This window comes from Caballeronia jiangsuensis, from assembly GCF_046030135.1.
GTDB classification, from domain to species: Bacteria; Pseudomonadota; Gammaproteobacteria; order Burkholderiales; family Burkholderiaceae; genus Caballeronia; species Caballeronia jiangsuensis.
In genome coordinates, this window is the sequence record NZ_JAQQDB010000042.1 from 55,166 (window position 1) to 68,327 (window position 13,162).

12 protein-coding genes and 1 tRNA gene are annotated in these 13,162 nt (G+C 64.1%); 11 read left to right on the forward strand and 2 right to left on the reverse strand.

All coding sequences use genetic code 11. From position 1 onward, the window contains the following. Positions 1-104: 104 nt before the first annotated feature. The 3 genes from PQR08_RS31590 to PQR08_RS31600 all read left to right on the forward strand — a co-directional run bounded on the left by PQR08_RS31590 (position 105) and on the right by PQR08_RS31600 (position 2,462). Entirely contained in the window at positions 105-1,046 is a 942-nt protein-coding gene (locus PQR08_RS31590) for a CysB family HTH-type transcriptional regulator (RefSeq protein WP_035508205.1), read from the forward strand. Between the two features lie 55 nt (positions 1,047-1,101). Next, positions 1,102-2,262: an ABC transporter substrate-binding protein gene (locus PQR08_RS31595; protein ID WP_238209952.1), complete on the forward strand. Its 1,161-nt coding sequence runs from the start codon at positions 1,102-1,104 to the stop codon at positions 2,260-2,262. Between the two features lie 115 nt (positions 2,263-2,377). Further along, a tRNA-Leu gene (locus PQR08_RS31600) sits at positions 2,378-2,462 on the forward strand. A gap of 269 nt (positions 2,463-2,731) precedes the next feature. Here the strand turns inward: PQR08_RS31600 and PQR08_RS31605 are convergent. After that, a complete protein-coding gene (locus tag PQR08_RS31605) occupies positions 2,732-3,148 on the reverse strand; it encodes a hypothetical protein (RefSeq protein ID WP_408163568.1) in 417 nt (138 codons plus the stop codon). 325 nt (positions 3,149-3,473) lie between these two features. On the opposite strand from PQR08_RS31605, the gene PQR08_RS31610 reads away from it, so the two are divergent. The 5 genes from PQR08_RS31610 (at position 3,474) to PQR08_RS31630 (ending at position 8,510) form a co-directional block, all read left to right on the forward strand. Continuing rightward, positions 3,474-5,177, forward strand: coding sequence for a hypothetical protein (locus PQR08_RS31610; RefSeq protein ID WP_408163570.1), 1,704 nt, complete (start codon positions 3,474-3,476; stop codon positions 5,175-5,177). A gap of 109 nt (positions 5,178-5,286) precedes the next feature. Next, the gene (locus PQR08_RS31615) at positions 5,287-6,387 is read left to right on the forward strand and encodes a TIGR03118 family protein (protein WP_408163571.1); all 1,101 of its coding nucleotides are present in this window, start codon (positions 5,287-5,289) and stop codon (positions 6,385-6,387) included. Positions 6,388-6,577: 190 nt separating this feature from the next. Next, complete coding sequence (locus PQR08_RS31620) at positions 6,578-7,300, forward strand: pseudouridine synthase (protein ID WP_408163573.1); 723 nt, start codon at positions 6,578-6,580, stop codon at positions 7,298-7,300. Between the two features lie 70 nt (positions 7,301-7,370). Beyond that, complete coding sequence (locus PQR08_RS31625; protein WP_408163574.1) at positions 7,371-8,210, forward strand: alpha/beta hydrolase; 840 nt, start codon at positions 7,371-7,373, stop codon at positions 8,208-8,210. Positions 8,211-8,333: 123 nt separating this feature from the next. Continuing rightward, a complete protein-coding gene (locus tag PQR08_RS31630) occupies positions 8,334-8,510 on the forward strand; it encodes a hypothetical protein (RefSeq protein ID WP_035497911.1) in 177 nt (58 codons plus the stop codon). On the opposite strand, the gene PQR08_RS31635 is transcribed toward PQR08_RS31630, so the two are convergent. Next, positions 8,507-9,520, reverse strand: a complete 1,014-nt coding sequence (locus PQR08_RS31635; RefSeq protein ID WP_408163575.1) for an NAD-dependent epimerase/dehydratase family protein — start codon at positions 9,518-9,520, stop codon at positions 8,507-8,509. The two genes, PQR08_RS31630 and PQR08_RS31635, sit on opposite strands and share 4 nt — an antisense overlap. Before the next feature lie 86 nt (positions 9,521-9,606). Here PQR08_RS31635 and PQR08_RS31640 point away from each other — a divergent pair, with 86 nt between their 5' ends. The 3 genes from PQR08_RS31640 to PQR08_RS31650 all read left to right on the forward strand — a co-directional run bounded on the left by PQR08_RS31640 (position 9,607) and on the right by PQR08_RS31650 (position 12,517). Then, the gene (locus PQR08_RS31640; RefSeq protein WP_408163576.1) at positions 9,607-10,638 is read left to right on the forward strand and encodes a CDP-6-deoxy-delta-3,4-glucoseen reductase; all 1,032 of its coding nucleotides are present in this window, start codon (positions 9,607-9,609) and stop codon (positions 10,636-10,638) included. Positions 10,639-10,913: 275 nt separating this feature from the next. After that, complete coding sequence (locus PQR08_RS31645; protein ID WP_408163577.1) at positions 10,914-12,098, forward strand: acetylornithine transaminase; 1,185 nt, start codon at positions 10,914-10,916, stop codon at positions 12,096-12,098. Continuing rightward, complete coding sequence (locus tag PQR08_RS31650) at positions 12,095-12,517, forward strand: GNAT family acetyltransferase (protein ID WP_408163578.1); 423 nt, start codon at positions 12,095-12,097, stop codon at positions 12,515-12,517. The genes PQR08_RS31645 and PQR08_RS31650 overlap by 4 nt, the downstream gene beginning before the upstream one ends. Positions 12,518-13,162: the final 645 nt, after the last annotated feature.

A 13,162-nucleotide genomic window follows, 5' to 3' on the forward strand; every position in this document is an offset into this window, starting at 1 on the left:
GACAGATAGAGATATGGATATTGGAAAAATTGGACTGATAGTAAAGAACCTGCTATATATTGCAAACGACTGAAAAATTACTTTGATATGCGGCTGAGTTATATATGAATCTGCACCAGTTCCGCTTCGTGCGCGAGGCCGTCCGGCAGAACTTCAACCTGACGGAAGCCGCGAAGGCGCTGTATACATCACAGCCGGGCGTCTCGAAGGCGATCATCGAGCTGGAGGACGAGCTGGGCGTCGAAATCTTCACGCGGCACGGCAAGCGCGTGAGATCACTGACGGAGCCGGGGCGCATCATCCTCGCGTCGGTCGAGAAAATATTGCAGGAAGTGGAAAGTCTGAAGCGCGTCGGTAAAGATTACGCGGCGCAGGATCAGGGCAATCTCGTCATCGCGGCGACGCACACGCAGGCGCGTTATTCGCTGCCGGCCGCGATCGCGGAGTTCAAGAAGCGCTTTCCGAAGGTCCACCTTTCGATCCTGCAGGGCAGCCCGACGCAAGTCGCCGAGATGGTGATCCACGATCAGGCGGATATCGCCATCGCCACCGAAGCGATCGCCAACTATAAGGAACTGGTGTCGCTGCCCTGCTTTCAGTGGCAGCACCTCGCCGTCATGCTGCCGGATCATCCGCTGCTCGAACGCAAGACGCTCACGCTCGACGATCTCGCGCAATACCCGATCATCACCTACGAGGCGTCGTTCGCCGGGCGCACGAAAATCAATCAGGCGTTCGCCCGGCGCAATCTGACGCCGGACGTCGTGCTCGAGGCCATCGATGCGGACGTGATCAAGACTTACGTCGAACTGGGGCTCGGCGTCGGGATTCTGGCGGATATCGCGTTCAATCCGGAGCGCGACAAGCATCTGCGCGCGATGCCGGTCGGACATCTGTTCGGCACGAACGTGACGCGCCTCGCGCTCAAGCAGGGCGCGTATCTGCGCAGCTATGTGTATACGCTCGTCGAGCTGCTGTCGCCCTCGCTGAACCGCAAGCTGATCGAACAGGCGCTTACCGGCGAGCACGAAAGCTACGAGCTCTGAATAAAATGGCGGCGCACGCTGCCTCAAAAAATTCCCTCCCCTGGAGACCTTTCCGATGACGCTGTCGAAGTTCACGCGCCGGCTCGCTGCCGGCGTTGCCTTGTCCGTAATCGCCGCGGCCGCGCACGCGCAACTGAAGGTCGGCATCGACCTGTCGAGCACCGGCCCTGCCGCCGCGATCGGCATCACCAGCAAGAACGCGATGCTGATGTGGCCGAAGACCATCGCCGGGCAGAACGCGGAATACATCATCCTCGACGACGGCTCGGACCCGGGCGCGGCCGTGCGCAACATCCGCAAGCTCATCAGCGAGGATCATGTCGATGTGATCGTCGGGCCGAACATCACGCCCGCCGCGCTTGCCGCGCTCGATCCCGTCGCCGAATCCGAAACGCCGATGATCACGCTGATTGGTTCGGCCTCGGTCGTGGAGCCGCAGGAAGGCAAGAAGGTGTGGGCATTCAAGATGGCGCAGACCGACCGCGCGATGGCCGACGTGATGACGCGCTACATGGCCAATCACGGCGTGAAGACCGTCGGTTTCATCGGTTTCGCGGACAGCTACGGCGATAGCTGGCTCAACGAGTTCACCAAGTTCGCCGATCTGCGCCATATCAGGATTGTCGCGAGCGAGCGCTTCAACCGGACCGATGCGAGCGTCACCGGCCAGATTCTCAAGCTGATGGCCGCGAAGCCGGACGCGGTGCTGATCGCGGGCGCGGGCACGCCGACGGTGCTGCCGCAGCGCACGCTCGTCGAGCGCGGCTACAAGGGCGCGATCTACCAGACGCACGGCATCGCGACGCCCGAGTTCATCAAGCTCGGCGGCAAGGACGTGGAAGGCACGCTGTTCCCGACGCAGCCGGTCGTCGTCGCCCGGACACTGCCGGCGGATCATCCGTCGAAAAAGGCCGCGCTCGCGTTCGTGAACGCCTACGAGGACAAGTACGGCAAGGGCACGGTCACGCAATTCGCGGGCGATGCGGCGGGCGTCTATCCGCGTCTGCAGGACGCCGTCGCGCGGGCGCTCAAGTCCGGCAAACCGGGCACGAAGGAGTTTCGCGTGGCGCTGCGCTCGGAACTGGAGCACGCGCATGAGCTCGTCGTGCCCAACGGCGTCGTGAATACGAGCGCGACGGATCACGTTGGCCTGGATCAGCGCGCCAGTGTGATGGGCGTGATCAGGAACGGCGCGTTCACGTATCTCGCCCAGTAATTTCCGAGCTTGCGAAAACGCCGTCGTTGCTGCTTGCCGGCGTCGGTGTTTTCGGTCATAATCGCCGACTCGATTGGCTTGTTGCTGCGGTGTGTTGCTGTACGAGTCGATCAAGGCCCAGGTGGTGAAATTGGTAGACGCAGGGGACTCAAAATCCCCCGCCGCAAGGCGTGCCGGTTCGATTCCGGCCCTGGGCACCAAGATTAGTGAAAAAGCCGCTCCGTCGTGAGCGGCTTTTTTGCGTTTGGGTCAGGCTGTTCCTGGACGCACTCCAAGATCGCGTCGCGTTGATCTATTCGCGTCAAGCCGCGTCAATCGACGCCCGAACGCCGCTCCGTTCTGCCCTGAGGCGTTTCCTTCGGGAAATGGCGAAAAAGCCAGTCCGCCACAACGGGAGCACCGTATCTCGCGAACGCGCACGCCAGGACGACAGGCCAATACTCCCTAAAAAATCCCAATACGAAGTTCATCATCTTGCCACCCTCGCCTTCCATTCATTCGCCACGATTGAAAATACGTAGTAGACCAAAGAATCTTGCAACGGATGAAGCGGCAAGATTCCTCGGACTTCTTCACTAAACGAAGCCACGAGCAAGTATATCCACAGGAGCACGCCAATCAGAGAGGCGAAAATTCCCAGATTCGCGATAAACATCGCCTGACCGATTCGTTGCGCCGACGTCCTGAACCCGCCGCGCAGTTCGCCCGGCAGCGCGGCCAGCGCAATGTTCAGACTGACGCTGGAGGCGACGAGCGAGATCGGAAAGAAATCGTCCTTCCCGGGCTGCTTCAGCGCCACTCGCAAGATGTATTCGATCGTGCCCATGAACAGCGGCAGTCCGACTATCAACTGCCGCGCCGTCGCGTCAAAGCCGTTCGATTGCATTGTCATCATCCTTTCGTACCTGATGACACGCAATTTCGCCCGCGCAAACATTTGCGGGAAGTCATCCAGATGGCTATGTCGTGTCCGTACAGGCGTCGTTATCGTTTCTCCCTGACGTCACGATTCGCGAATGTGCGCAATCGCGTAGACGCGTTTAACCGCGCGCCGCAAAAATACCTCCCATCGGCATTCAGAATCCCGGCGCGAGGAGCATCACGGGGATGCTCGCTCGCGCAGCGCCCGCATTTCGGGTTGCTTAGGACCATCTCGATGTCGTGACCCGCTCGCGCGATGCGTCGAGCCATAACTCGAAGAAGGGTACGACATGAATCGACCTGAATACTCGCTGTCACTCGACTCCGTCATCTGCAAACGCTGCAGCACGGTTTCGCCAGCCGAGGAAGACACCTGCCCGTCCTGCGGCGCCGATCGCCAGGGCGCGATTTTCACGAGCCGCGCGGAGACCCGCGCGCCCGTGCCGGTGCCTGCGCAACTCGATATCGTCGATTGGGATGACAGCCACTGGCTGCAGCGCCTCGTGCGCCGCAGGATGCTGACGTCCTATCCCAACTTCATCGAGCCTGGCGATGCGCAGGAGCAGCGCCGCAAGTCCGCACATACGACCATCGCCGTGCTGGTCAGTGGCGTGGTCGCGAGCATCGCGGTCGGCGGGTACTTCTATGCGCGTCTGGATGACAACGCCCCGCCGGTCAGCGACGACCCGGGCATCAGCGTGGCGGGCTCGGTTCGCGACCGCGCTTCCGGCGCGCAGGGCGCAGACGTTGCGCGGCATGCATCGTTGATGCGGCCCAAAGCGGATTCGGCGAATGCACAGGCAGCCGCCCCCGCGTCGTCGGTGATGGCGAAGGCGAATCATGCGCGCGAAGAACACGCTTCTGGCTCGCCGAGCGTACCGGTCGCAGCGCGGGCGACGACGGAAGCGCCGTCAGTCGCACCGCGCATCGAGCCGCGCGTCGTCGTCGCCGCAAGCACGCCTGCATCGGCGAGCACGTTGGCTGCCGCCGCACCGGTGAAGCCGTCGAGCGTCCCGGTCGTAGCGCGTGCGACGACGGAAGCGCCGCCGGTCGCACCACGCGTCGAACCGCGCGTTGTCGTCGCGACGAGCGCGCCTGCATCGGCCAGCACGCTGGCTGCCGCCGCGCCCGCGAAGCCGCCGATGCCCGCCGCGCCAGTGGCACACACCACGGCGAATCCGCCGTCGCCCGGCATCGCGTCATCCGCGGCCGTAGCCGTTGCGAAGCCCGCAACACCGAACACGACGACGAGCACGCCGGTCGCGGCCGCCGCGCCGTCGATCAAACCGGCGACGCCGGCCATCGCATCGATGCAGAAACCGGAACCGCGTGTCAGCACGACGACGCTGACAGCAGCAGCCCCAATCCCTCCAAAACCGTCGACTCAAACGCCCACGCCCATCACGCGCACGACCGAGCCGCCGCGAACCACCCCGACGATCGCAGCCGCCGAAAAACCCGCCGCGCATCCGGCACTGCCGGTCGCGGACCCGCTTCCCGCTGCCGTCGCGCGAAGCATCGCGTCGCTCCAGCAAGCGCTCGCCAACCGCGATCTCACGACCGCGCGCCGCCATATGCGCGGCCTCTATGCGAGCGAGCCGCGCAGTCCGGAAATCCAGCAGCTCGCGGCCGAATTGTCGCGTCAGGAACGTGCGCGCGACGGCGCGATGGCGAGCGCACGCAATTGCGTCGCGAACATGGACGCCGCGTGCGCATTGCGCAATGCGCGCCGCGCGGTGTCGCTCGATCCGCGCAACGGGCAAACGCAGGCGACCTTGCGCCGTGCGCTCGCCGTGCAGAACGAGACCAATACCGAGTACTTCCGGCAAGCCAGCGGCATACCGAAGCCGATCGTCCCGACGATGACCTTCGACGGCCGCTGGACCGCAGGCTCGCGGCACCCCGCGATGTCGAGCGATGACGACGACTCGCGTTTCACGCTTTTCGGGCTCGGCGTGCCGGTGACATCGAAGGGACGCGGCGACGCGCACTGACACGCATCGAAACAAGCGCACGGATTGCGAACGGAATAAGCCGCGAGGCCCATCCGTTTAGAGGTGACGAACGAACTGACGGCGCACCGCTGCCGAAGGAGTCACCATCATGCAATCCGGATTGTGGAGCCGCTTCATCGTCTGCGCCGCCGCGGTCGTGACATTGACGGGCATCGCCTCGTGCGGCGGCGGCAGCTCGAGCGACAACATGCCGGCGGCGACACGCTTCAAGATGTCGATCGTCGTATCCGATGGCGCCGTGCCCGCGCCGCACACGGACCCGAACCTGAAGAACGGCTGGGGCGTCGCGTTCAATCCGAACGGCTTCGTGTGGGTCGCCAACAACGGCACGCAAACGGCCACGCTGTATGACGGCAACGGCGTCGTTCAATCGCTCGTCGTGTCGATTCCCGCGACCGCGAACGGTCCGGCCAATCCCACCGGAATCGTCTTCAACAAAGGACCGGATCTCACGCTCGCGCGCAACGGCAAATCGGGCGTCGCCGCATTCATCTTCGCGGGCGAAGGCGGCTCGATCACCGCGTGGGCGCCCGCCGTCGACATGACGCACGCGTTCACCGCCGTCGATTCGAGCGCATCGGGCGCCATCTACAAGGGACTGGCGATCGCCACCACGGCGGCGGGCGGGCATCGTCTCTATGCCACCGACTTCCACAACAACAGGATCGATGTCTTCGACGGCACCTTCACGAAAATCGTCGTGCCCGGCAGCTTCACGGACACGCAGATCCCGGCGGGCTTCGCGCCCTTCGGCATCCAGGCGATCGGCTCGAAGATCTTCGTCACCTACGCGAAGCAGGACAGCGATGCCGAGGACGACGTGCCGGGCGCGGGCCAGGGCTTCGTCGACGTGTTCGACCTCGACGGCAACCTGACGCAGCGCTTCGCGGCGAACGGCCCGCTGAATGCGCCATGGGGCATCGCGCAGGCGCCCGGCAACTTCGGCACCTTCAGCAACGATATTCTCGTCGGCAATTTCGGCGACGGCACGATCAACGCGTTCGATCCGAATAGCGGCGCGTTCGTCGGCCAGTTCATGAATACGGACGGCACGCCGCTCGTGCAGCGCGGCTTGTGGGGCATCGCGTTCGGCAACAACCTGAGCGCGCAGCCCTCCAACACGCTCTTCTTCGCGGCCGGACCGAACTTCGAAGCCGACGGCGTGTACGGCCGCATCGACATGCAATGAAGCGCGCAGCGCGTTTCCCTGGGCGATGACGCCGGCCCCGGACGCCCCTTCGTCCGAATGCGCATCGCCACGCTCGGCGCCGCCCGCGGTTCGGGCGGCGCTCTTTTTTCTCGCCGATGCGGGACGCGTCCGGCGAACGCGGGCCGAAAGCGCGGCTTGCTAGAATGCGCGCTTCAACTCCGCTCATCCGATGGACCTCGAAACCCTCCTCTTCTCCCAAGGCTTCGGGTCGCGCCGCCAGTGCCGCGGCATCGTCGCCGAAGGCCGCGTGCGCATCGCGGGCGTCGTGCGCGACGATCCGCATGCCGATCTTCCCGTCACGCCCGGTCTCGAATTCGAAGTCGACGATCATCTCTGGCCGTATCGCGAGAAGGCGTACATCGCGCTCAACAAGCCGGCGGGTTACGAATGCTCGCGCGATCCGCAGCATCATCTGAGCGTGTTTCATCTGCTGCCGCCGCAGTTCGTCGAACGCGGCGTGCAGTCGGTCGGCCGGCTCGATCAGGACACGACCGGCCTGCTCCTTCTCTCCGATGACGGCGCGTTCGTTCACGCGTTCACGTCGCCCAAACGAAAGGTGCCGAAGGTCTATCTCGCGACCGTGCGCCATCCGCTCGACGATGCACAGCTCTCAAAGCTGCGCGATGGCGTGCTGCTGCACGGCGAGTCGAAACCGAGCGCCGCGCTCGCGGCCGTGCGACGCGACGAGCGGCTCGTCGAACTCACCGTGCTCGAGGGCAAATATCATCAGGTAAAGCGCATGGTCGCGGCCGCCGGGAACCGCGTGGAGAAACTGCATCGCGAGCGGGTGGGCGGTTATGCTTTGCCTGGCACGCTTGCCGAAGGTGCATGGCGCTGGCTCGATGAAGCCGATCTCGCCGCGCTGCGCCGGGAGCCGGATACGACGCCGTAGCTTCGCTTCGAAGCCGCCGCGCCGGATGCATCGCAGCCGTTGTTCGATCACATCGAAGGACGAACCCATCATGCACATCCCGGCGAGACGGCGGTTCATTTCCCTGACGCTCGTCGCGTGCGCGTCCGGCCTCGCCGGTGCGCGGGCGCGCGCGCAGAACGACGAGCGGGCCGATGGCCTCGCCTACGGCGCCGCACCGCGCCAGAAGCTCGACGTGTATGCGCCGCACAGCCGCACGGACGGCGCGCGGCCCGTCGTCGTGTATTTCTACGGCGGGAGCTGGCAAGGCGGCGAGCGCGCGGACGCACGCGGCGTCGCGCAGGCGCTCGCGCAACGCGGCGTCGTGACGATCGTGCCGGACTACCGCGTGTATCCCGAGACCATTTTCCCCGGCTTCATCGACGACGCCGCGGCCGCCGTGCGCTGGACGCGCGAACATGCGCGCGCGTTCGGCGGCGATCCCGGCCGCATCGTCGTGATGGGGCATTCCGCGGGCGCGCATATCGCGGCGATGCTTGCGACCGATCCGCGCTACCTCGCGGCGCACGGCATGTCGAAGTCGGAACTGCGCGGGATGATCGGCCTTGCTGGCCCGTATGCGGCCATCCCGCCGCGCGAACCGCATATGTCGGACATCTTTCCGGACGCGCTGCGCGGGCAGACGCTGCCGATCGATTTCGTCACCGGCCACGAACCGCCGATGCTGCTCGCGACCGGCACCGCCGATACCGTCGTCGATCCGTCGAACAGCACGCGATTCGCCGACGCGTTGCGCGCACACGACGACGCCGTCGAGCTGAAGACCTACGCGGGCCTCGGCCACGTTCAGCTCGTCGATGCAATTTCGGCGGCGCAGCGCGCGGGCTCGCCGGTTTTCACGGACGTGCTCGCCTTCATCGACGCGCATTGAGCATGCAAATCGGTGAAAGCCCTCAATGGCGGGCGCTGCGGCGCAGCATGCCTTCCGCCGTCGGCGCTCATATACTGGTCTTACGGATACCAAAAATGACTATCAAAAAAGCAGGAGGGCATCATGGTCTCCCACTTGACCGTCGCGATGATTGCGTTCGTCGCGCTGAGCGCTGTGCTCATCGGGGTGCTGGCCATCGTCATGCACATGCGCCACAAGTATTCGCCGAATCTCATCGGCGCATTGATCGGCGCGCTGATGTGCTTCGTCCTGCTCGAAACGATCCCGGCGCTGATCTAGCGCCGCGTGGCCGTTTTCAGGAAATCGTCGACCGTCGGATGGCGTAGCGCGTAGCCCAGTTCGCGCTTCAGGCGCGCGTTGGAGAGCCGTCGCGATTCGCGCATGAACGAAAGCGTGACCGGCTCAAGGCGCGCTTCGGCTTCCTGCCGCGAAATGCGCGGCACACGCGGCATTCCGTACGCATCGGCCACGCGGTCGAAGTAATCCGCCATGCGCAGGTCCGTGTCGTCCGAGGCGTTGATGACGCGCTGCGGCCGTCCGCGTGCGAGCGCGCGCAAAAGGATCGCGGCGAGATCGTCGGCGTGGATGTGATTCGTGTAGACGTCGTCGGATTCGATGAGCGCGGGCATGCCCTTTTCGATGCGCGCAACTGGCAAGCGATTGGCCGCGTAAATGCCAGGAATCCGCGCGATCGACACACGCCACCCGCTTCCCACGCCCGCCGCGCGCAACTGCCGCTCCGCCGAAACGCGCCGCCGCGCACGCTCGTTCTCCGGCCGCGCGGGACGTGTTTCGTCGATCCACGCGCCGGCGCAGTCGCCGTACACGCCGGTCGTGCTGGCGTAGACGAAGCGCGTGCCCGGCCCGGTCCGCCGCTTCGTGGCCGCGCGAAGGCCGTCGGGTACAATGAAAGACGTTTTTCCGGCTCGATCCGGATGCAGCCAGTGAGTCTTTGCGCCGCGCGCCACCGAGCGGCGCGGGCGGCGCAACGCGGCAATCAGCGCGCGCGTGCGACGGTCGGAATCGCCGTCACGCTGCGGCGGCGCGAGATGCAGCACGTTGCGCGCGAGGCCCGCGAGCCTTCCGAGGCTGCGGCGCAGGTCGAGATCACCGGAAATCGGCGTGGCGCCGGCCGCGCGCAGTTCGCCCGCGCGCTCCGGATGATGCGTGAGCGCGACGACGCGGGGCGCGCCGGCACGCGCATGCAGGAGCGGCAGCGCGCGCATGCCGACATCGCCGCACCCGACGATCAGGACACGCGCGCGGCGAAGGTTTCGAGTGACGATCATCCGGGCATTCTATCCGTCGCCTGAAACCCGCGTGCGGCGTCGAACAAGACGAACGAGACAACTCCACACATCGCAGAAATCGATCTATGGCTTTCAACGTAACGCTCCGGCAAAGCGGCCGGCAGTTTCAAGTAGAACCCGACGAACCGGTCCTGACCGCCGCGCTGCGCCAGGGCATCGGCCTGCCGTACGGCTGCAAGAACGGCGCGTGCGGCTCGTGCAAGGGCGCCGTCGTGAGCGGTGAAGTCGAGCAGGCGCCGCATTCTTCGTCGGCGTTGTCGAACGACGAAAAGACCCGTCGCATGGCCCTCTTCTGCTGCGCGACCGCGCAGACCGATCTCGAAATCGACGTGCGCGAAGTCGCGGGCGTCGGCGACGTGCAGGTGAAAAAGCTGCCGTGCCGCGTGAATGCGCTCGAACGCCGTGCCGACGATGTCATCGAACTGAAGCTGCAACTGCCCGCGAACGAGCGCCTGCAGTATTACGCGGGCCAGTACATCGAATTCATCCTGAAGGACGGCAAGCGCCGCAGCTACTCGATGGCGAGCCCGCCGCATCACGAAGGCCCGCTCGAACTGCACATCCGCCACATGCCCGGCGGCACGTTCACGGATCACGTGTTCGGCGCGATGAAAGAGCGCGACATCCTGCGCTTCGAAGGCCCGCTCGGCACGTTCTTCCTGCGCGACGAATCCGACAAGCCGATCGTGCTGCTGGCGTCGGGCACGGGGTTCGCGCCGATCAAGGCGATCATCGAGCATGCGGTGTTCAAGAACCTGAACCGCCCGATGACGCTCTACTGGGGCGGCCGCCGCAAGAAGGACCTCTACATGATGGAGCTCGCCGCGCAATGGGCGAAGGACATCCCGAACTTCACGTTCGTGCCGGTGCTCTCCGAACCCGACGCCGACGACAACTGGACGGGCCGCACGGGCTTCGTTCATCGCGCTGTCATCGAAGATCTGCCAGACTTGAGCAGCTATCAGGTGTACGCGTGCGGCGCGCCCGTGATGGTGGAATCGGCGCAGCGCGATTTCACGCAGCATCATCGCCTGCCGGAGGACGAGTTCTACGCGGATTCGTTCACGAGCGCGGCGGATCTGGCGCATCCCGTGTGATGTTGCACGTAGTCCGCACGCGGACAAAAAATCCGCGTGCGCGGTTTACAGGCAGCAACCGCTTAACGTATCCTTCGCGAATGATCAAAATCCTGAACGCACTTCGACGTCGCCGCTCGCCGCTTCCCTAGGGATGCCGCTGGCTCGTCATGCATTGCGCTCACGGTTCGGTTTGTTCGAAGCGTACGAAATGAAGCCACGGAAATCCGTGGCTTTTGTTTTTTCCGCATCGTTTTCCTCTTTCTCTCGCACTAGCCTTCGTGGAGCCCGCTGTCATGAATTTCAATGAGTACCCCGTTGATTCGCTGATGTACATCACGAACCGTCCCGAGATCGTGTTCACGCACGGCAAAGGTTCCTGGCTCTACGACAACACGGGCAAGCGCTATCTCGACTTCATCCAGGGCTGGGCCGTCAACTCGCTCGGCCACTGCAACGAAGGCATGATCGAGGCGATGGAAAAGCAGGCGCGCACGCTGATCAATCCTTCGCCGGCGTTCTACAACGCGCCGATGGCGCAGCTCGCCGGGCTCCTCACCGCGAACAGCTGCTTCGACAAGGTGTTCTTCGCCAACAGCGGCGCCGAAGCGAACGAAGGCGCGATCAAGCTCGCGCGCAAGTGGGGCAAGAAGTTCAAGAACGGCGCGTTCGAGATCATCACCTTCGATCACAGCTTCCACGGCCGCACGATCGCGACGATGTCCGCGAGCGGCAAGGCTGGCTGGGACACGATCTACGCGCCGCAGGTGCCGGGCTTTCCGAAGGCCGATCTCAACGACATCGCTTCGGTCGAGAAGCTCATCAACGAGAAGACCGTCGGCGTGATGCTCGAGCCGATCCAGGGCGAAGGCGGCGTGATTCCCGCGACGCGCGAGTTCATGCAGCAACTGCGCGAGCTGACGAAGAAGCACAACATCCTTCTGATCGTCGATGAAGTGCAAAGCGGCTGCGGCCGTGCGGGGACGTTGTTCGCGTACGAGTTGTCGGGCGTCGAGCCGGACATCATGACGCTCGGCAAGGGCATCGGCGGTGGCGTGCCGCTCGCGGCGCTGCTGTCGAAGGCCGATGTCGCGTGCTTCGAGGCGGGCGATCAGGGCGGCACGTACAACGGCAATCCGCTGATGACGGCAGCCGGTTACTCGGTGATCTCGCAGCTCGTGGCGCCGGGCTTCCTCGAAGGCGTGCGCGAGAAAGCCGCTTATCTGCGGCAGGAACTGCTGAAACTCTCCGACGAGCGCGGTTTCAAGGGCGAGCGCGGCGAAGGCCTGTTGCGCGCGTTGCTGCTCGATAGCGACAAGGGTCCGCAGATCGTCGAGAAGGCGCGCCTGATGCAGCCCGACGGCCTGTTGCTCAACGCCGCGCGTCCGAACCTGCTGCGCTTCATGCCGGCGCTCAACGTGACGAAGGACGAGATCGATCAGATGATGACGATGCTGCGTTCGGTGCTCGATTCGCTGTGATCATCCGTAGCTTCGATGCAGGCGATCGCGATGCGGTGATCGCTCTGTGGCGCGATGTGTTTCCGGAGTACGCGGATGCATCGCGGCCGCAGCGCGATCCTGCTTTGTCGATCGCCAACAAGATGAAGGTGCAGCCGGAGTTGTTTTTCGTCGGCGCGGTTGATGGCGAGGTCATCGGCACGGTGATGGCCGGTTACGACGGTCATCGCGGGTGGGTGTATTCGCTGGCCGTCACGCCATCGCTTCGTGGGCGCGGGTATGGCCGCGCGTTGATGATGCACGCGGAAGCTGTGTTGGCGAAACTTGGCTGTCCGAAGGTGAATCTGCAGATTCTGTCCGTTAAAACCGAGTTGCGTGGGTTCTATGAAAAGCTCGGGTATCGGATGGATGAAGTCGTGAGTCTCGGCAAGCGGCTTTGAATAGCGCTTCGATTGAGTCGGCTCGGGTTCGGAGGTCGCCGGATCCCGTTTTCGTGTCGGTTTATTAGCACTGCCCCTCCCCGGGGCGGGGGTCACTTTCTTTGCTGCTGCAAAGAAAGTAACCAAAGAAAGCAGCTCGTCGAGGCCCGCGGTCACACGCACGTTGGCTATGCTTGCCAGCCGCCGGTGGCACTCGCCTAAGTGTCGCCCTCGAAGGACTTACCGGGCTTGGATCGCGCACGGTCTGCCAGGTAGTTGTGTTAGGGCGCTGGTTCAGCACCAAATAGTTTCGGCACTGCGCTACGCGCTGCCGTGGGGTATGCGAGGGAAACCGTCGAGAAGAAGCACGCGCAGACCCGATTGACCCATCGGCCGCGAAGCGGGCTGGAGCTATTTGGTGCTGAACCAGCGCGCTCAAGGTTATGGCTCGTCAGACCGTGCGCGGTCCAAGCTCTTATCTGCTTGTGGGGGCACTCGCTACTGCCGGGCCGTTAGGCCAATCGCCTGTGCCGCGGCCGGTGTGAAGTGCTTAGGCTGGGGATAGCTGTTTCTTTGGTTACTTTCTTTGCAGCAGTGTATGGACCGGAGACATAGGTAACAGGTGTGTCAGGACATGGGTAACACATTTAGCTCCTTTTGCCGCGT

Coding starts and splice junctions, on each gene's coding strand:
- PQR08_RS31590 (WP_035508205.1), top strand. CDS start 105: ATGAATCTGCACCAGTTCCGCTTCGTGCGCGAGGCCGTCCGGCAGAAC.
- PQR08_RS31595 (WP_238209952.1), top strand. CDS start 1,102: ATGACGCTGTCGAAGTTCACGCGCCGGCTCGCTGCCGGCGTTGCCTTG.
- PQR08_RS31605 (WP_408163568.1), bottom strand. CDS start 3,148: ATGCAATCGAACGGCTTTGACGCGACGGCGCGGCAGTTGATAGTCGGA.
- PQR08_RS31610 (WP_408163570.1), top strand. CDS start 3,474: ATGAATCGACCTGAATACTCGCTGTCACTCGACTCCGTCATCTGCAAA.
- PQR08_RS31615 (WP_408163571.1), top strand. CDS start 5,287: ATGCAATCCGGATTGTGGAGCCGCTTCATCGTCTGCGCCGCCGCGGTC.
- PQR08_RS31620 (WP_408163573.1), top strand. CDS start 6,578: ATGGACCTCGAAACCCTCCTCTTCTCCCAAGGCTTCGGGTCGCGCCGC.
- PQR08_RS31625 (WP_408163574.1), top strand. CDS start 7,371: ATGCACATCCCGGCGAGACGGCGGTTCATTTCCCTGACGCTCGTCGCG.
- PQR08_RS31630 (WP_035497911.1), top strand. CDS start 8,334: ATGGTCTCCCACTTGACCGTCGCGATGATTGCGTTCGTCGCGCTGAGC.
- PQR08_RS31635 (WP_408163575.1), bottom strand. CDS start 9,520: ATGATCGTCACTCGAAACCTTCGCCGCGCGCGTGTCCTGATCGTCGGG.
- PQR08_RS31640 (WP_408163576.1), top strand. CDS start 9,607: ATGGCTTTCAACGTAACGCTCCGGCAAAGCGGCCGGCAGTTTCAAGTA.
- PQR08_RS31645 (WP_408163577.1), top strand. CDS start 10,914: ATGAATTTCAATGAGTACCCCGTTGATTCGCTGATGTACATCACGAAC.